Source organism: Pseudoalteromonas shioyasakiensis, from assembly GCA_013391845.1.
Lineage (GTDB): Bacteria > Pseudomonadota > Gammaproteobacteria > Enterobacterales > Alteromonadaceae > Pseudoalteromonas > Pseudoalteromonas apostichopi.
This window is the reverse complement of record CP058414.1, coordinates 3,337,119-3,355,887: the sequence shown is the minus strand read 5'-3', so window position 1 is coordinate 3,355,887 and position 18,769 is coordinate 3,337,119. Positions and strand designations below refer to the sequence as shown.

At 41.1% G+C, this 18,769-nt stretch carries 18 protein-coding genes; 6 read left to right on the top strand and 12 right to left on the bottom strand.

Features of this window, described 5'->3' with window-relative positions; all coding sequences use genetic code 11:
- Positions 1-54: 54 nt before the first annotated feature.
- From phoB to pstS, 3 genes are all read left to right on the top strand, one after another.
- Positions 55-744: a phosphate regulon transcriptional regulator PhoB gene (gene phoB / locus HYD28_15365; protein QLE10220.1), complete on the top strand. Its 690-nt coding sequence runs from the start codon at positions 55-57 to the stop codon at positions 742-744.
- Positions 745-800: 56 nt separating this feature from the next.
- Positions 801-2,141: a phosphate regulon sensor histidine kinase PhoR gene (gene phoR / locus HYD28_15360; GenBank protein QLE10219.1), complete on the top strand. Its 1,341-nt coding sequence runs from the start codon at positions 801-803 to the stop codon at positions 2,139-2,141.
- A 91-nt stretch (positions 2,142-2,232) separates the two neighbouring features.
- Complete coding sequence (gene pstS, locus HYD28_15355; GenBank protein ID QLE10218.1) at positions 2,233-3,201, top strand: phosphate ABC transporter substrate-binding protein PstS family protein; 969 nt, start codon at positions 2,233-2,235, stop codon at positions 3,199-3,201.
- 52 nt (positions 3,202-3,253) lie between these two features.
- Here the strand turns inward: pstS and mdoH are convergent, their stop codons facing one another.
- The 10 genes from mdoH to sfsA form a co-directional block, all read right to left on the bottom strand.
- Positions 3,254-5,236, bottom strand: coding sequence for a glucans biosynthesis glucosyltransferase MdoH (mdoH, locus tag HYD28_15350; protein QLE10217.1), 1,983 nt, complete (start codon positions 5,234-5,236; stop codon positions 3,254-3,256).
- The gene (locus HYD28_15345) at positions 5,208-6,926 is read right to left on the bottom strand and encodes a glucan biosynthesis protein G (GenBank protein ID QLE10216.1); all 1,719 of its coding nucleotides are present in this window, start codon (positions 6,924-6,926) and stop codon (positions 5,208-5,210) included. The genes mdoH and HYD28_15345 overlap by 29 nt, the downstream gene beginning before the upstream one ends.
- Before the next feature lie 359 nt (positions 6,927-7,285).
- Positions 7,286-7,525, bottom strand: a complete 240-nt coding sequence (locus HYD28_15340; protein QLE10215.1) for a hypothetical protein — start codon at positions 7,523-7,525, stop codon at positions 7,286-7,288.
- Positions 7,526-7,582: 57 nt separating this feature from the next.
- Positions 7,583-8,434, bottom strand: a complete 852-nt coding sequence (locus HYD28_15335; protein ID QLE10214.1) for a pantoate--beta-alanine ligase — start codon at positions 8,432-8,434, stop codon at positions 7,583-7,585.
- Positions 8,435-9,229 (bottom strand): 3-methyl-2-oxobutanoate hydroxymethyltransferase, encoded by a 795-nt coding sequence (gene panB / locus HYD28_15330; GenBank protein ID QLE10213.1) that lies wholly within the window; start codon positions 9,227-9,229, stop codon positions 8,435-8,437.
- 29 nt (positions 9,230-9,258) lie between these two features.
- Positions 9,259-9,747 (bottom strand): 2-amino-4-hydroxy-6-hydroxymethyldihydropteridine diphosphokinase, encoded by a 489-nt coding sequence (gene folK / locus HYD28_15325; GenBank protein QLE10212.1) that lies wholly within the window; start codon positions 9,745-9,747, stop codon positions 9,259-9,261.
- Positions 9,748-9,749: 2 nt separating this feature from the next.
- On the bottom strand, positions 9,750-11,171 hold the full coding sequence (gene pcnB / locus HYD28_15320) for a polynucleotide adenylyltransferase PcnB (GenBank protein QLE10575.1): 1,422 nt from the start codon (positions 11,169-11,171) through the stop codon (positions 9,750-9,752).
- 157 nt (positions 11,172-11,328) lie between these two features.
- On the bottom strand, positions 11,329-12,273 hold the full coding sequence (gene gluQRS / locus HYD28_15315) for a tRNA glutamyl-Q(34) synthetase GluQRS (protein ID QLE10211.1): 945 nt from the start codon (positions 12,271-12,273) through the stop codon (positions 11,329-11,331).
- 17 nt (positions 12,274-12,290) lie between these two features.
- The gene (dksA, locus tag HYD28_15310; protein ID QLE10210.1) at positions 12,291-12,734 is read right to left on the bottom strand and encodes an RNA polymerase-binding protein DksA; all 444 of its coding nucleotides are present in this window, start codon (positions 12,732-12,734) and stop codon (positions 12,291-12,293) included.
- A 253-nt stretch (positions 12,735-12,987) separates the two neighbouring features.
- Entirely contained in the window at positions 12,988-13,707 is a 720-nt protein-coding gene (gene sfsA, locus HYD28_15305; protein QLE10209.1) for a DNA/RNA nuclease SfsA, read from the bottom strand.
- 149 nt (positions 13,708-13,856) lie between these two features.
- On the opposite strand from sfsA, the gene pepB reads away from it, so the two are divergent.
- A complete protein-coding gene (gene pepB, locus HYD28_15300; GenBank protein QLE10208.1) occupies positions 13,857-15,152 on the top strand; it encodes an aminopeptidase PepB in 1,296 nt (431 codons plus the stop codon).
- Between the two features lie 197 nt (positions 15,153-15,349).
- Positions 15,350-15,916 carry a hypoxanthine phosphoribosyltransferase gene (locus HYD28_15295; protein ID QLE10207.1) on the top strand — a complete coding sequence of 189 codons (567 nt, stop codon included), beginning with the start codon at positions 15,350-15,352 and terminating at the stop codon, positions 15,914-15,916.
- 35 nt (positions 15,917-15,951) lie between these two features.
- Here HYD28_15295 and HYD28_15290 read toward each other — a convergent pair whose 3' ends face one another.
- On the bottom strand, positions 15,952-16,608 hold the full coding sequence (locus HYD28_15290) for a Crp/Fnr family transcriptional regulator (GenBank protein QLE10206.1): 657 nt from the start codon (positions 16,606-16,608) through the stop codon (positions 15,952-15,954).
- A gap of 268 nt (positions 16,609-16,876) precedes the next feature.
- Between HYD28_15290 and HYD28_15285 the strand changes: the two genes are divergently transcribed.
- Entirely contained in the window at positions 16,877-17,107 is a 231-nt protein-coding gene (locus tag HYD28_15285) for a YgjV family protein (protein ID QLE10205.1), read from the top strand.
- A gap of 12 nt (positions 17,108-17,119) precedes the next feature.
- Here HYD28_15285 and HYD28_15280 read toward each other — a convergent pair whose 3' ends face one another.
- Complete coding sequence (locus tag HYD28_15280) at positions 17,120-18,760, bottom strand: amidohydrolase (protein QLE10204.1); 1,641 nt, start codon at positions 18,758-18,760, stop codon at positions 17,120-17,122.
- Between the last annotated feature and the right edge of the window lie 9 nt (positions 18,761-18,769).

Genomic DNA, 18,769 nt, shown 5'->3' with positions numbered 1-18,769 from the left:
TCATACTTAGTCATAATAATGAAACCAGTTCGCTAACGAAAGAGATAAATTGGAATGTCACGTAAAGTACTAGTCGTCGATGACGAAGCACCTATCAGAGAGATGCTGGTTTTTGTTTTAGAGCAAAATGGTTTTCAAGCAATTGAAGCAGAAGATTATGACTCTGCAATTGAAGCAATGGTAGAGCCATACCCAGATATGGTTTTATTAGATTGGATGTTACCAGGTGGTAGCGGTATTCAAATTGCGAAAAAATTTAAGCAAAGCGAATATACTCGTCAAATTCCTATCATTATGCTGACAGCACGCGGCGAAGAAGAAGACAAAGTACGCGGTCTTGAAGTTGGCGCTGATGACTACGTAACAAAACCATTTTCGCCAAAAGAATTAATGGCGCGTATTAAAGCGGTTATTCGACGCGTTTCACCAACCTCATTAGAAGAAGCCATTGAAGTACATGGTTTACGTCTTGACCCTATTTCACACCGTGTAACATCAGAAGGTAGTGAATTAGATATGGGGCCTACTGAATTTAGACTACTGCATTTTTTCATGACTCATCCTGAACGTGTTTACAGCCGTGAACAATTACTTGATCATGTATGGGGTACAAATGTATACGTAGAAGACCGTACTGTTGATGTGCATATTCGTCGTCTACGTAAAGCTATTGCACCATTGGGGCATGACCGTTTAGTGCAAACCGTTCGCGGTGCAGGCTATCGTTTTTCAAGTAAATTATAAGTGTCATAGGAATGACCTTAACAAGCTAATTTACATACTTAAGGTAAAGTGAGTGTATGTATCGAGTAGTGAATAAACAGGCGTTAGCAAAACGTCTGTTTATGTATTTCTTACCTTTGTTATTAGTTGGCGTACTTGTAGGTGCGCCTTTTTTGCTTTTATTTTTAGGCTCTTTTGCACTTTTAATTTGGCATTATCATCAATTATATCGCCTTAGTGATTGGCTTCTAAATCAACGTAGCTTTAACCCACCTGAAGGGGAGGGGGCTTGGGAGCAGGTCTTTGAAGGAATTTATCATTTACAACATCGTAACCGTAAAAAGCGCAATGAGCTGGCAGATTTAATTCGCCGCTTTCGAGATGGTGCAGAAGCCGTACCTGATGCGGTTGTAGTACTACAAAAAGATCTAAGCATCATTTGGTGTAACCAACTGGCTTTAAAAGTTTTAGGTTTACAGTGGCCAACTGATCATGGACAACGCTTAGATAATCTCATTCGCGATCCTAAATTTGCAAAGTATATGCATAAAGCATGTTTTGACGAACCACTTGAGCTTGATGGCGGCCATAGCTACGATCAAACGTTAGAGTTTCGTGTTATGCCCTATGCAAGTTCACAATTGATGATGGTGGTACGTGATGTTACACGTTTAAAGCAACTTGAGCAGATGCGAAAAGACTTTGTGGCCAATGTTTCTCATGAGCTGAGAACACCGCTTACTGTGGTGACAGGCTACTTAGAAATGCTTGATTCTGACAGCTTACCTCCCCCTGCTATGTGGCAAAAAGCACAAACAACCATGCTTGAGCAATGTCAGCGTATGGATAGCTTGGTTAATCAATTACTGTCGTTATCGCGAATTGAAGGAGCGCGTCGGCAAGATAACGACAAGCCAGTAAATGTGCCTCAGCTACTTACTTATATTCAAACCGAAGCAAAGTCATTAAACCAAGAGAAAGGCCATGAGCTTATTTTTAATGTTGATGCAAGTTTAGATATTAAAGGGGCCGAAGACGAATTAAGGAGTGCCTTTTCTAACTTAGTATTTAATGCCATTCATTACACAAAGCCAGGTGGCAAGATTGTGGTTGATTGGCAGTTAAAAAATAACCAAGCCGCGTTTAGTGTGACCGATAATGGTGATGGTATTGCCGCTGAACATATTAATCGTTTAACCGAGCGCTTTTATCGTGTTGATAAGGCTCGTAGCCGCACTACAGGTGGTTCTGGTTTAGGTTTAGCTATTACAAAACATGTACTTACAAGGCATGACAGTCGCTTAGATATCAGCAGTAAGTTGGGACAAGGCTCGACCTTTGCGTTCGCATTCGGTAGCGATAAAATCGTGCGTATTGCAAATAAAACGGAAAAAACCGAAAAAACAGCAAAGTCATAAAAATGTCATTTAAGGGTAATCTAACTGTCATCTAGTGTCATTAGAGTAGACCGCAGTTAGGAAATGGGACGAACAAATCGGAGTAACCCCTATGAAATTCAAAAATCTCGTTGCCGCAATGGGTGTGGCTGTAACAACATTTGTATCAGCACAAGCAGCTGCAGTTGATAAAGATATGCCTGAGTACACTAAAACAAGTGGTATCTCTGGTAACTTCTCATCTGTAGGTTCTGACACTCTTGCTAACATGATGACGTTCTGGGCAGAAGAGTACAAGCGCTTCTATCCAAACGTAAACATTCAAATCCAAGCAGCGGGTTCTTCAACTGCTCCTCCAGCATTAACTGAAGGTACAGCAAACTTCGGCCCAATGAGCCGTCGTATGAAGTCAAAAGAAATCGAAGCATTCGAAAAGCGTTACGGCTACAAGCCAACTGAAGTACGCGTTGCAATCGATGCTCTAGCTGTATTCGTACACAAAGATAACCCAATCAAAGGTTTACGTATTGACCAAGTTGATGCGATTTTCTCTTCTACACGTAAATGTGGTGCTGATGCACAAGTTAATCGTTGGAGCGAAGTAGGTCTTGAGGGTGATTGGGCTGCAAAAGATATCCAGCTTTACGGTCGTAACTCAGTATCGGGTACTTACGGTTACTTCAAGAAGAAAGCACTGTGTAAAGGTGACTTCCGTAACAACGTAAACGAACAACCAGGTTCTGCATCTGTAGTACAGTCAATCTCTTCTTCTGTGAATGCGATTGGTTACTCAGGTATCGGTTATAAAACGTCAGGTGTACGTACAGTTCCACTTTCTAAGAAAGGCGATAACTTTGTTGATGCAACATTAGAAAACGTTGCAAAAGGTAAATACCCACTATCTCGTTTCTTATACGTTTATGTGAACAAGCACCCTAACAAACCGCTTTCACCAATCGATGCAGAGTTCTTAAAAATGGTTCTTTCTGTAGACGGTCAAAAAATTGTTGAGAAAGATGGTTATGTGCCACTTTCAGGCAAAATGGCAATGGCTGAACTTAAAAAGCTAGGCCTTCTGTAACAACCATACAGACATAGATGAAAAAACCGCTCATTGAGCGGTTTTTTTTTGTTTAGCTTTTGGCAAATAGCTTGGCTTTTATTCGCTTTTGAGCGAGGCGTACTTGTTTACGCTTTTTACCTGATGGTGCCTTAAAGCTTTGAATTGGCATTACCGTTGGGTATTCATTGGGTAATGTAGGCACACTAAAGTTAGCGTGTTCATCTTTAGGCAAAGCAATTTCTTGTTGGTGTACACGAAGTGCCGCTAAGGTATCATCGTTTTCAACTTCGCTTGGGCATAAAAATAAACCCATTTTACGCATTTTAACACCTAAGCCGATGCTGCTTGAGTAGCGCACAATTGGTGCTGCCAAAATAAGGCCCACTAAAATCGGTGATAACCACCAAAAGAAAGTCGGTGTGTAATAGTAAGCAACCGAGCCCCAAATAATCGCCGTAATAGTCGAAAATAATGTATAACCAATCGCTTCTTTCCACGGCACCATTCTGCCTTCCCGAGGCTGTGCATCCCAACTTACTTTTTTACCTAAAAATACGCACACTACAAAATAGCTATGAAATACCATCATTAGCGGTGCAATCACTATCGCAAAAATCGTTTCGATTAGTGAACCTGCAATTAGCTTCATAGTGCCACCAAAGGCCTTATTACGGTGAACTAAAGTCACAATAACACCCATTAATTTAGGTAGTAATAACAGCACTGCAGTAATAAATAACAACGAATCAATTAAGTCAGTTTTGGCAATTTGCCAAGTTGGGAAAAGCTGATAAGCATGGTTAAAGTACACGTCGCTATTAAGTGCACGAGTCACCGCATCTAATGTGCTTAATGCCAGCATAGATAACCAAATTAACGATGAGATATATGCTGTGGCACCAAATAAAAAATGCATTTTACTCATTAGCTTAAGACCCGATTTAGGCAATAAACCTAAATGCTGGATATTACCTTGCACCCAACGTCTATCACGGATTGCGTAATCGAGAATGTTACTTGGTACTTCTTCGTAGCTACCTTCAATATCACTAAGCAGTAACACATCCCAACCACTACGATGTAGAAGTGAAGCTTCTACGAAGTCATGGCTTAAGATTTCACCACCAAATGGGGCATTGCCTTTTAGAACAGGCAAACCGCAGCATTTAGTGAATGCTTCAACGCGAATAATCGCATTGTGACCCCAGTAATTTGCTTGGTTTGTTTGCCAAAAAGCAGACCCTGTTGCCAACATTGGGCTATATAAAATGGATGCAAACTGTAAAAAGCGACCAAAAAAAGTGTCTTGGCGAACTGGGATGGGAATAGTTTGGATCAAACCTGATTTTGGATTACTGATCATGCTAGAAGTCAGCTCAAGCATACATTGACCCGTCATAATGCTATCGGCATCAAGTACAACCATGTGATCGTATTGGCTGCCCCAACGTTCGCAAAAGTCAGTTAAATTACCTACTTTACGGTGTTTATTGTCTTCACGGCGACGATAAAAAGTGTGCTTAGCTAAATCACCTAAGCGCTCAGTAAGTGCATTCCACGCTTTAAGTTCATTACGTGCAATTTCAGGGTTTTGGGTGTCACTGAGCAAGTAAAAATCATAATGTGGCATTTGCCCTGTTTTAGCCAGCGAGCGTAAACTTACCTCAAAACCTGCGATTACACGCTCTGTATCCTCGTTGTAGATAGGCATAACAATGGCTGTTTTAGTTTGGCTCAAGGCATGCTGATTAATTTCGATTGGCTTTTGACGTTTTAAGGTTAAAGGGTCAATACGAAATAATTGCAGGATGAAGCCCATGCAGCCACTACAAAAAGCTGTAACGATCCACGCGAAGGTAACTGTAAATAATGCTAGTAAAGCGTACTCAAGCGGTGTCATGCCGTTAGAATTTAAAATATCGAACATGATCCACACGCCGTAAGCGGTAATGGTGAGCGCTAGGCTCGAAAAAAGCCAAGCGCGGGTTTTCTTAAATGGCATTGCTGTTGCCTTTAATTCTTTACTATTGGACGTCGTTTGGATACCAGACATAGCTCCATACCTCGCTGATTTCTTTATCACGTAGTTTTAACGATAAGCGCATATCAACAGGCTTATCTCCCTCTGGCGCCACTTTAAAGGCTACGCGCCATCCTTGATTGTTTGGTAACTGTTGTACCGTTTTATCACTTATTTGCCCTACAGAGAGTGTAAGATCCGCTTGCATGGCGAAATTAGCAGATAATTTGTTAATAGTTTCCCCACTAAAGTCGACGGTAAATTGGCGATGGCTTTTAGGTGGTGGGTTCTTCTCACCCGGAAGTGCTGCACTGCCAATTCGGGTTCTTAAAACACTCGCTTTATCTTGAGCTGCAAGCGTGGCATTGAAAGTCGAAAGCTTGTAACTAAAACTTAAGCTGTCACCAGCTTTCATTGGCTGATCTGGCACCCAGTAGCTAACAATATTGTCGTTGGTTTCTGTATCTGTAGGGATTTCTACTAGCTCAACACGACCTTTACCCCAATTACCCACTGGCTCAATCCACATGCTTGGACGGTTGTGATAATGCGCTTCGGTATCAAGGTAGTTATTAAAGTCACGATCTCGCTGTGCTAGACCAAACCCTTTCGGGTTGTCGTAGCTAAACGAAGTCACGCTCAATTTCTTCGGATTATTCAATGCACGCCAAACCCATTGGCCTTGTTCTGATTGCATTAAAAGGCCATCAGAGTCATGTACTTCAGGACGGTAATCATCAAAGAACTTGGTACTGTTTTCGCCGTGATAGAACATGCTTGTTAACGGGGCAATACCGAGCTTTTTGATGTCTTTGCGTGCAAAAATTTGCAGCTGTGTTTTCACTTCAGTATTCGTTGAAGGTGTTAACTCAAAACGATATGCGCCTGAAACTGATGGGCTATCGAGTAGTGCATAGAGCACGATAGTTGTGTCTTCTGGTGCCGGTTTTACTAACCAGAACTCTTTGAAAACGGGAAACTCTTCACCTGAGCTGAGTGCTGTATCAACTGCAAGACCACGAGCTGACAGACCATATACTTGATGCGGGCCAACTAAGCGAAAATACGAAGCACCTTGGAATACAGCTACTTCATCTTTATATTCGTTGTTATTCAGTGGAAAATGCAAACGAAAACCCGCGTGGCCCAGTTGCGTATTAGCAATGGCAGTATTGATCTCTTGCTCTAACGGGGCTGCGGTTGCATCGTAACGATAGTAATCGGTTTTAAACGGTAAACTTTTTACTTCAGCATTTTGCTCAAGGGTATTTATTGCAACTGGTGAGCGATATAAAAAACCTGGGTGGAATAACTGCACTTCATAAAGGCTTTGATCTTTCCAAATTGCTTGCTCAGTACGAAAACGGATTGCACGATAGTCCTGATAACCAATGCTAGTTAATGCTTCAAGTTCTAATTCTTTAGGCGCAACATACGGCTCAGATGCTAATTTTTTCGCACGCGCGGTGATAACTTCAAATAACTTTTCTTGAGGTATAGTGATCATTGCAGGCTTAAGCTCAACAGCAGCATTATCCTTTACTTGCTGTTTTTCATTTTCGGTAGCTTGAACCTCTGCGGCTGTTTGTTCTGTTTTAGTCGCTTTTGGCTGGTCTGGTTCTTCAACAGCGTAACTATGACCTGCACTCATGGCTAATAATACGCCCAAGAAGGTCTTCTTTTTGACAGCGCTGAAGAGCTTAGTTCGGGTTTCTGGTCTCATTCAATTTTCCTTTAGCCGTAAATCACGTTAATTCATTCATACCCCTTAGCAATTCCTGAACCCAAATAAAAAATAATATTCTCAATGACTTTGAGTTGGTACAGCTAAATGCGAAGAGTAAAATTTTGAAATTAGTGAGAAACAATTACATGGTTGCAGTTGTTTATTCGTCACCAATATGGAGAAGTTTAATGAACGAAAGCTTGCCCTAATATGAATAGCTTAATGGGTAAATAAAAATATGAACAAAATTACCAGAGGCTTAATTATGAAAGCGAAATTGTAATCGAGGAAGGGGGGAGTATAGGCACTGAACAGGCTTTCAGTGCCTCAAAATTAATCTAAACGAATCAATGGTATTATTTAACTTCGCCTAATTTTTCTGCATTTGCTTTACATTGATTGTAAGCTTCAATGCACTTATTGCTACAGACTTTATGAACTAAGCCATCAGCGGTACTTTGTTGTTCACAACTTGCTTCACATTGATAGTTTTGTTGAGCACACTGCTGCATTTCTGGATTGTCAATTTTGTTTGAGCAGGCAGACAGTAATGTCATTGCAAACAATGTAGCTGCAATTGCTGGTAGTTTTTTCATGCTTATCCCTAGTTTATGTCTTTTCTTTGCAATCCATCTTACCCAGATTACAGCTATTTAATCCAGCTCAACTTGTAAATTGTCAATTAAACGCACTGAGCCTAAATAGGCGGCAGCTAAAATAACAAGTTGTTTGTCAGCCGCAGTGGCAGCTTTTAGTGTTGAACGATCTGCTATAGCGTAGTAGTCAGGCTTTAGCCCTGCAGCTTCAAGCTGTGCTTTTGCAGCAGCTTCGAGTGCAGCAATGTCATCGTTACCTTTTTTAAGTGCCGCTGCAGTATTGTTTAGAGTGGCAAACAGAACTTTTGCTGTGTCTTTTTGCTCGTCAGATAAGTAACCATTACGAGAGCTCATCGCTAGGCCTGATATTTCACGGCAAGTTGGAACGCCAACAATTTCAACAGGGATAGATAAGTCGCGCGTCATGGTTTTAATGACTTGCAGCTGCTGAAAATCTTTTTCACCAAAACAGGCAAAATCAGGTTGAACTAGGTTGAATAACTTAGTGACAACCGTTGCGACACCTTTGAAGTGACCAGGACGTGAGCCACCACAGTAACCCATAGAGACACCTGGTACATCGACAAAACTTTGCTCGCCTAAACCATTTGGATAAATGGTCTCAACGGATGGTGTAAATACAATATCAGTACCAAGATCAGCTAAACCTTGTTTATCTTCGTTTAATGTACGCGGATAGCTATCAAGATCTTCATTTTTCCCAAACTGCATCGGGTTAACAAATATACTCACGACTACTTTATCAGCGAGTGTCTTGGCTTTTTCAACAAGTGAAAAGTGGCCTTGATGTAAATTGCCCATAGTAGGCACTAGCGCAATGCTTAAGCCTGCTTGACGCCAAGCCTTGATTTGACTGCGTAAGGATTTTATTTCAGTGATTGATTGCATTTATTTAAACTCGTGTTCGGCACTTGGGAAAGCACCACTTTTTACATCTTCACAATACTTTTGCACTGCAGCTGGCATATTGCCGGTTTCTAACAAAAAGTTCTTTGAAAACTTTGGAATATAGCCTGCAGAAATACCTACTAGGTCGTGCATTACTAAGATTTGACCATCGGTCTGATTACCTGCCCCAATACCGATCGTAGGAATGCTCAGCTCATCTGTAATACGCTTAGCAAGCTCACTAGGAATACACTCTAAAACAAGTAATTGTGCACCAGCAGCCTCAAGTGCTTTAGCATCGCTAACCATTTTGTCTGCTTGAGATTGCTCTCGGCCTTGAATTTTAAAACCGCCAAATACGTGTACTGATTGTGGTGTTAGGCCTAAGTGACCACAAACAGGAATACCTTGCTGGGTCATCGCACGGATGCTGTCGTGAAGCCATTCACCACCTTCAAGCTTGACCATGTTTGCCCCTGCACGCATAAGCTCAGCAGCATTTTTACAAGCATCAGTTGGGTTGGCATAAGTCATAAATGGTAAGTCTGCAATAACAAATAACTCACGGCTACCTGCTCGTACGCATCGCGTATGATAAGCAATATCTGTGTTGGTTACCGCTAATGTATCATCAGCACCTTGCAAAACCATACCTAACGAGTCACCCACTAAAATCACTTCGACGCCATTATCATGAAACAATTTAGCAAAACTGGCATCGTAGGCCGTTAATGCGGTGATTTTTTGTTGTTCATGTTTCATTTTATTAAGTGTTGAAACGGTGATTTTAGACATAATTTCCTCTAAGGCTTAGCCTTGGTTGATTACTGCTGAGGGAGTTGTTGTAAACCGTTTAAAGGTAACGTTTTTGTTATATCAGCAAGTGATTGATTACTCGGTAGTACAAGCGTTGGCGCAATTTCCAACAATGGATAAACAACAAATTCTCGCTGTGTTAGGCCATAATGAGGCACGGTCAAGCGAGGGGTGTCTATCACGTCATTACCAAACAATAGAATATCTATATCAAGGGTGCGAGGACCCCAGCGTTCTTCTTTTCTAACACGGCCATGTTCAAGTTCGATAGCTTGAGTTAAATCAAGCAATTGTTCTGGCTCAAGTGCAGTTTTAACACAAGCGACCGCATTTACATAATCGGGTTGATCTTGAGGCCCCATAGGTTTGCTTGCGTAGTCATGCGATACACAAACAAACTCAACATCTTTTAATGCTTTTAGGGCAGCGACAGCAGCATGAATTTGTTTACGTGGCGCGTTTAAATTAGCGCCTAAACCTAAATAAACGGTATGCATGCTTAGTCTACTTTTTTCTTGCGCGGACGACGGCGGCGTTTAGGACCGCCTTGGTGCCCTAAATTTTTAACCATCTCTTTTTGGCCATTGATGTCTTGGCTTAGGTAGGCTGTCCACCAATCTGCTAGCTCTTTCAGCTGTTCTTCACCTGCCTGCACACGAAGTAGTAAGAAGTCATAGGCGGCTTTGAAGCGAGGCTGTTGAGTGAGCCTGTAAGCGCGCTGACCACCTCGTTTATCAAGGCGTTGTTGAATATGCCAAATATCGCGTGCACCAAGTGTGAAGCGTTTGGGTACTGCGACATGTTGTGCGTTTTCACTCAGTACTTTATTCATCGCTTGTGCAAATGCATCGTACTCTGAAAGTTGATCACGTAGTTGTAACTTCTTAGCAATACTCAGTAATGGGAACCACAACAAGGCTGCAAAAATAAATGCTGGGGTGACTTTTTTATCTGCGTTAATACGTTTATCGGTGTTTTTAAACATTTGTAGGATAAACGCATGTTCTAGGCCATCAGGGTTTGCATCTAAGATTTTATCAAGCGCTGGGAATAATGCTTTGAATAACCCATACTGGCGCAGCATTAAGTAGTTTTCTTCAGCTTTGCCGTTTAAGAACAACTTAAGTGATTCTTCAAATAAACGAGCAGGCGGAATATGGTCAAGTAAATTAGCAAGGCCTTTAATTGGCTTTTCGGTGCCTGGTGCAATGCTCATGCCCAGTTTTGTTGCAAAACGAACAGCACGCAGCATGCGCACAGGGTCTTCCCTGTAGCGTGTTTCAGGGTCGCCAATAAGCTCAATTTGTTTTGCTTTTATAGCACTAATACCGTTGGCATAGTCATAGATACAAAAATCGTTAATTGAGTAATAAAGTGCATTAATAGAAAAATCGCGTCGCTCGGCATCTTCTTCGATGCTGCCATAGACATTATCGCGAAGTAGTTGTCCGTGTTCGCTTGATTGGCTAATTTGATTTTTACTTTCGTCAGCTTCGTGATGACCTCGCATGGTCGCCACTTCAATCACTTCTCGGCCAAATACAATATGGGCTAAACGAAAACGACGACCGATTAGGCGACAGTTGCGAAATAGCTTTTTGATCTGTTCAGGCGTTGCGTTTGTTACAACATCGAAGTCTTTAGGTTGTTGACCTAACAATATATCTCGAATACAACCACCAACAAGGTAGGCATCAAAACCACCTTCTTTAAGGCGGTATAATACTTTGATTGCATTTGGGCTAAATTGTTTGCGTGAAATACCATGTTCACTGCGCTCGATCACCAAAGGTAATTCGCTCGTTGATAAAGCATCACTTGATGTCGTGGCATTTGGGCCAATAATTTGCCGACAAAATTGAAAAAGCTTGGAAATAATAATCTGTCTCCTACGACGCGGACTTTGCGACTCATCAAGTATAGCGTTTGTTTGTTACTTCGCCGATGTGAGATTGACGTGTAATCAATGTGTTTTAAATGACGCTAAATTAAGGTGTTGATGATTCGCACACTTTGGGTCGCTATCATATACCAGCAGGGCTGAAAAATTAAGTTACTCGGCCTTTAAAATTGGCAATTTATTTTTCAATAGTAACAAAGTCACAAAAAGTAGAGTTCGAATCCTCGTTAACTTGTATTTCTTGTACCTTTGGAATGAATTCAAGACGGTAAGTTTCGATTGCCCATGCTAGCATGTGTTCTATATCTAATGACAGTAGAGAGACTTCTGGCTTTAAACCTAAAAAGCGAAAGGCATCGAACAAGGCCGGTTTTGGATCTGATTTCGCTATTGCTGGCGCGTAATTCTGTTTCGATAACTTAAAACCAGGTTTAGCAACCGCTAACGGTAGGTGTGCATATTGTGGAGCAGGTTTATTGAGTTGCTTAAACAAACTGAGTTGTCGTGCAGTTGGCTCAATTAAATCAGCGCCGCGAACTACTCGTGTTATATCTTGTGCAATATCATCAACGACCACGACCAGTTGGTAAGCAAATAAACCATCACTTCGCTTTATTAAGTAGTCTTCTTTGGCAAGTTGGCTATTTACACTAACTTCACCTTGAATTAAATCATGATAGTGACTTGTTGCATATTGCTGGGTTAAACGCAGTGCTGAATCAGCTAAAGAGTGGTTTTTATCTCGGCAATGGCCTTGGTAAATTCCCCCGATAGCTTTAATTTCTTTACGGGTGCAATGACATGCATAAACAAGATTTTGTGAAATTAGCTCATCAACAATTGCTTGGTATTGCTCATGACGCTGGGTTTGGTAAATGACGGGCTCGTCCCAGTATAGGCCGTAAGCCTCTAGGGTATGTAATATATCGTCGCTAGCACCGCTTACAACACGCGTTGTGTCGATATCTTCAATGCGTACTAACCATTTTCCTTGATTGGCTTTTGCATCAAGGAAGCTACCCACAGCCGCTATAAGTGAGCCAAAATGTAATGGCCCTGAAGGGGATGGCGCAAAGCGGCCACGATATTCACGCATTGGCGTGTTAACGGCTGTGGTAGACATGGGCTAATTAAAGGATATTAACCGCGTCCAGATTGCTTTTCTTTAATTTCCGCAAGCGTTTTGCAGTCTACACATAAATCAGCTGTAGGACGCGCTTCTAAACGGCGGATACCAATTTCAATACCACATGATTCACAGAAACCAAAATCGTCTTCTTTGATTAATTGAATCGTTTTTTCTATTTTCTTGATCAGTTTACGCTCGCGGTCACGAGTACGAAGTTCTAATGAGAATTCTTCTTCTTGTGCTGCACGGTCTACTGGATCTGGAAAGTTAGCTGCTTCGTCTTGCATATGCGATTTAGTACGGTCTACTTCGTTACGTAAATCGTTACGCCAAGCTTCTAAAATTGTTTTGAAATGAGCACGTTGTGCTTCATTCATATACTCTTCACCTGGTTTTTCTTGATATGGATCCAACCCGGCTTGAGCCAATAACCCTAGTCTTTTTTGGTCTGGCATAACTTTCTCCTAAATCCTTAATATTTTGCCCAGCATTAGCCGGCGGCTATAAATAGCAGAATCATTAGGTTGAGGCAAATTTATTTTTAATTAATCCTATAGGCCTCGAGCTGATGATTGCTCAAATAATTATGGGCGGTTTTGTAAGCCCTTAACTATCCGTTAATTTTTAAAATTTGCATAGTTATATGGGCAAAAAAAAATAATACAACTTAAATCGTGTTATTTACTGCTGTTTTAAGAAAAGAGTTGTTTAAGGCTGAAAACTACACTTTTCCTGCAATTGAATCTCGTTGGCTGAAATTTTTGCTTTATAAGCAATCACTTCAACTCCTTGCTCTATTGCATGAGCTAAAAGTTGCGCATATTTGGGATCGATATGAGCTGCAGCACTTACTTGATTAATACCTTCATGTAAAACTGCAAACAGTAAGACTGCACGATGCCCTTGTTGCACCATTTCTACTAGTTCCCTTAGGTGCTTTTGACCTCGTTCAGTTTTTGCATCTGGAAAATAACCTTGCCCAGACTGCGGCTCTAATTGCGAGAGTAAAGTCACTGATTTTACTTCAATATAACAATGGGGCTTGTTTTCATCTGTTAATAAAAAATCGATACGGCTATTTTCTTGGCCGTATTTTACTTCTGCTGTAATTGTTTGGTAATCAGCTAGTTCAGCAATAGTCCCAGCATTGAGAGCCTCTTGCACAATTCTGTTTGCAATAGCGGTATTGACACAAATTAAATGATTAAATTGATTCTCTGTTAGTTGTAGTGAATGGGGGTATTTGCGTTTGGTGTTATCACTGGTTGAATAAAAAGCGTTAAACCCTGGCTCAGCACAGCCCGTCATCTTTCCTGTATTGGCGCAATGCGCTGTAAACTGCTCGCCTTCAGCCGTTTTTAAGTCGGCTAAAAAGCGTTTGTAGCGTTTTATTAAGGTGGCTGATTGTAATGCGGGAGTGAACTTCATGGCTCTAATAATTTCGTTTTTCTTTATTGTATGTCATTCATTACGAGGATTGAACCACTCAACATAATGCTATTTATCGCAAGCTGTTGGGAACTTACGTTGGCTGTAGTAAACTCAGGCAACATTTTTAGCGCAAAGAGTATTCTAACATGTCAGAAAAATTTTTAGTTCAACTTAGCGAGCAGGGCGCTGCCGCACACTGGGGCGAAAAAGCCGCTCTTTCTTTTACTGAACAAGGCGCAACTGTTCATTTAACTGAGCAAGATACACTTAAAAACGTACAAAAAGCAGCACGTACGTTAGCTAATCAAGGCTTAAAAAATATTGCTTTAGTGGGCGATGTTTGGTGTACAGAAACACAATGGGCTTTTTATCAAGGCTTTGTTTCACCAAAAAATTTAGATGCAATTGAGTTTGTTGAAAATGCAAAAACAGACGGCAAAGAACTGGCTTCTTTAAAGCAAGCTGCGACTTGGGCTCGTCAAATGATCAATGGCACAGCTGATGATATTTTCCCTGAGAGCCTAGCTGGTAAAGCGGCAGAATTCATTCAGTCATTAGCGCCTGAGCATGTAAGTTACCAAATCATTAAAGGCGATGCTTTATTAGAACAACAATGGATTGGTATCCACGCGGTAGGTCGTGGTAGTGAACGCCCACCGGTATTATTAGCATTAGATTACAACCCAACTGGTGACGAAAATGCCCCTGTTGCTGCCGCTTTGGTTGGTAAAGGCATTACCTTTGATTCAGGTGGTTACTCAATCAAAGCAAGTGAAGGCATGCTAGGCATGAAGTGCGATATGGGTGGTGCTGCTACAGTAACTGCAGGCCTAGCACTTGCTATTAACCGTGGTATCAACAAACGCATTAAATTATTCTTATGTTGTGCAGAAAACCTTATTTCAGGCCATGCATATAAACTTGGCGATATCCTAACCTATAAGAATGGTACAACGGTTGAAATCGTTAATACTGATGCTGAAGGCCGTTTAGTACTTGCTGATGGTTTAATGGCTGCAGGTGAGTCGGGTGCGCCATTAATTATTGATGCGGCAACACTAACAGGCGCTGCACTGGTAGCTGTTGGTCAAGAGTACAACGCATTATTTGGTCTTGATAAAGAGCTTGTACGTGACGTACAAGACTTTGCAGAGCAGGAAATGGAAGCTGCTTGGCCATTACCACTTGAAAAATGGCATCAACAAAACTGTCCATCACCATATGCAGATACCGCAAATAGCCGTCCTCAAAAGGGCGGTGGCTATGGTGGTGCATCTAATGCGGCTGGTTTCTTATCTCGCTTTGTGCCAAATGAAGGCAAAGGCTGGGTACACATTGACCTGGCAGCAGCATTTAATATGGGTAGTACAAGTGAGTGGGCTGCTGGTGCGACAACACAAGGTATGCGTACAGTTGCAAGAACCTTACTAGAAAAAGCATAAGTAATTTACTTTTCTGTGATTAATAAAAAGCGCCTAACTTAGATGAAGTTAAGGCGCTTTTTTTGTAAATTCACAAACTGATACAAGCTTTTTTGAGTAAATTAGTATAAAATCCCGCCCCACATTTTCTCATCCTGTGGTTAGTTATTATTAAATTAGCTACACTTGAATGATCATTCACACTGGGGTCTCTATTTATGTCAGATAAGTGCTATATCACTGCGCAGCAGCTTCTTGAAGATTCATTTCGTGTTGCGGCACAAGTTTATGAAGATGGTTTCCGTCCTGATTTCATCATTGGTATTTGGCGTGGTGGTGCTCCAATTGGTATCGCAGTTCAAGAATATTACGATTATAAAGGTATCGAAACTGACCATATTGCAGTGCGTACTTCATCGTATTACGGTATTAACCAGCAGTCAAAAGAGATCAAAGTTCACGGTTTGCATTACATCATTGAAAATGCGAATGCAGATAACTCATTATTAATCGTTGATGACGTGTTCGATTCTGGCCGTAGTATTTTTGCATTGAAAGAAAAGCTTTCTGAATTAATGCGTTTGAACTTACCACGTGATATTCGTGTTGCATGTCCATACTACAAGCCAAAGAACTCAAAAGTAGACATGGTGCCAGATTATTATATTCATGAGTCTGAAGAGTGGTTAGTATTCCCTCATGAGCTTTCAGGCTTAACGCCAGACGAAATCATCGAAGGAAAGTCTGATTTAGCTAATATTCACGACATACTTTTAGAAAAATAAGCATCATTTTTACAAAGTTATGAGTGTTCTTACACTCATAACTGCGCAAAACTTTCGACGTAGTCACTAAGCTTGTCGATATCTACCACTTGTAAGCCTTGAGTACTTCTCTTTACTAAGCCTTTTTCAACTAATTCTGTTACAACGCGTCTATAAGCTCTTTCGGTGGTGGCAAAGCGCTCAGCTTCTGCATTTACGGTAGGGTAGGCACGCAGTAATGTTGGGTTATTATTCTCAGCTCTTAATAAGCAATCTTTAGCTATGTTGTAGCTAAGTGGTAATAGCAGCTTATCTAAATTTATTTTTTGGTTTTCTTGGAATTTAGCAGCGATTGTTTGCGCTGTGTATAAGCTTAGCTCTGGTTTTTCTAATAGTAGTGCACGCCAATGTTTAAGCTCAATTAGGTTATAACTTACATCACTAAAGCACGTTACTGTGTAAATACAGGGATAATTATTCAGTGCTTCAATCTCACCAATCAGGGTGTTATTACAGTCAAGTTGACCTAAAAGAAGGCGTCGGCCGTTACCCACGTCATAGCTGAATGACACCGTGCCGCTTCTAACTAATACGAGTTTTGATAAAGGTTGATCCTGATGGATCAGCACTTCTTTTTTAGCTTGTTGAAAACTGCTGCCAGCAAATGTCAGTAATTGGTCAACAAGATAGCTTGAAAAATGATATTGAAACATTAACGCCGCTCTTCGGACAATTGTCCTATTTATTACATCTTAATGACGTTAGCATTAAGATTCTAAGAATTTACGCTAACTTGCTAGTAAGGTGTTTCACGTTACTGATACCTTCATTTCCCGTGTAATGATTTTAAAGCCAAGATTTTTCTGCAGCTTTACAAGGTTTTTAGTAAGTTAGCTTTTTTATTTTATTGTCAAAGTAGCACTGAGTGCGTCAAAAAAAATGACAAGCTCCAATGCTAACCTAAAGCCTAGGAGAGAACAATTGAGTTGGGAATATTTAGGCTATTTAGCGTCAGCACTTTTGGTTGCTTCTTTGACAATGAGCGATGTTGTTAAGCTACGTTGGCTTAACCTAGCAGGATGTATTGCATTTACCTTCTACGGGCTGGCAATTGGTGCTGTTCCTGTGGCCTTTACCAATGGTTTACTAGCATTTGTGAATATTTACCACATCATAAAATTAAAGCGTCAGCAAAAAGCTGACGCTAAGTAACACTCAGTAATACTAATCTTCTTTTTTATACTTAAGCTGGCCCGCAATCCAAGTTTGTGTCACGTTTATATCGTGGATCTCTGAGACTGGCGCTTTGTAATAGTCTTTATCAATCAAGATAAAGTCAGCCCACTTTCCTTGCTCTAAACTGCCAAGTTTAAACTCTTGATGTGCAGCATATGCACCACCTAAAGTAAAAGCACGTAAAGCTTCATCACGCGATAGTAGCTCTTGTGGTCGCCAGCCGCCTTCTGGCAGCTGATTATGATCCATGCGAGTAATGGCTGAATATAAGCCGTCAAACGGATCAGCAAGCTCTACTGGAAAATCAGAACCCGCCGCAATCACTGAGCCTTGCGCTAAAAAGGTTTTCCAAGCGTAAGCCCCTTCAAGTTGTTTTTCAGTTAGACGTTGCTCTGCCATATGCATATCAGATGTTGCATGAACAGGCTGCATTGATGGAATGATTTTTAACGTTTTAAAACGAGGAATGTCTTCAGGAGTAACAATTTGTGCATGTTCAATTCGGTTACGAAGTAAAATTCCACCGGTTTTTTTAAACACATTTTCATAGGCATCTAGCACTACGTGATTGGCTTTATCACCAATTGCATGAGTGTTAGCACTAAAGCCATGGGTAAAGCTTAAGTTGAATAGTTGCTCAAGCTTTTCTTGGGTTTCAAGCATTAAGCCATGGTGATTTTTTCGATCTGCGTATTCCTCGATTAGGGCTGCACCACGACTTCCTAGCGCACCATCAGCATACACTTTGACACTACGAATCGACAGCATGTCATTCATATCTTTATATCGGCCCGCTTTAAGCATTGTTTCTAGCTGAGGATCAGCAGCACTTAGCATGGCTACTATTCTAACGGGAAGGGTGCTTTGTTCAGAGCGCTGCTTATACACTTGCCAGGTATCATAATCGATACCGGCATCATGGGTTGATGTAATCCCTAAACTAAGTAGATGTTTACCTGCATTATCTAATGCAGTATTAATGCTGGCATGGCTTGCTTTTGGTACATGCTGAGTAATAAGCGTTTCGGCTTTATCAATGAATACCCCTGAAGGTAAACCAGAATCCAGTTTTATAATTTCACCACCGGCAGGAGAGCGAGTTTCTTTGGTGATACCTGCAAGCTCCATTGCTTTTGAATTTACCCACACAGCATGGCCATCAACTCGAGAAAGCACTACGGGTTTATCTTTTAAATACTTGTCTAAATCAGCAGCATTTGGGAACTGTCCACCAGGCCACTGCTCTTGGTTCCAACCTCGACCAATGATCCAGCCTTGTTTATCTTTAGCAAACTCAGCTAGCATTTTGCCAACTTCATCTGCCGAGCGAGTACTTCTAACATCAAGTTGTGAAAGGTTATTACCTAAACCAATCACATGGCCATGGGCATCAATCAAACCAGGCAATAACGTGGCTTGTTGGCCATCAATCGTGGTGGCATCAGGAAAGCTTTTTTTGATTGAATCATTACCGGTTTTTACAACTTTACCGTCTTTAAAAACCAGTGTTGAAAAGTGTTGAGTTTCACCTTTGTAGGTTGGTGTGTAACCATTTACATTGTAAATTACTGTGGTATTGGCAAAACAACTTATCGAAGCTGTTGCCAGTAAGCTGATGATGAGTTTCATAATCTTCTA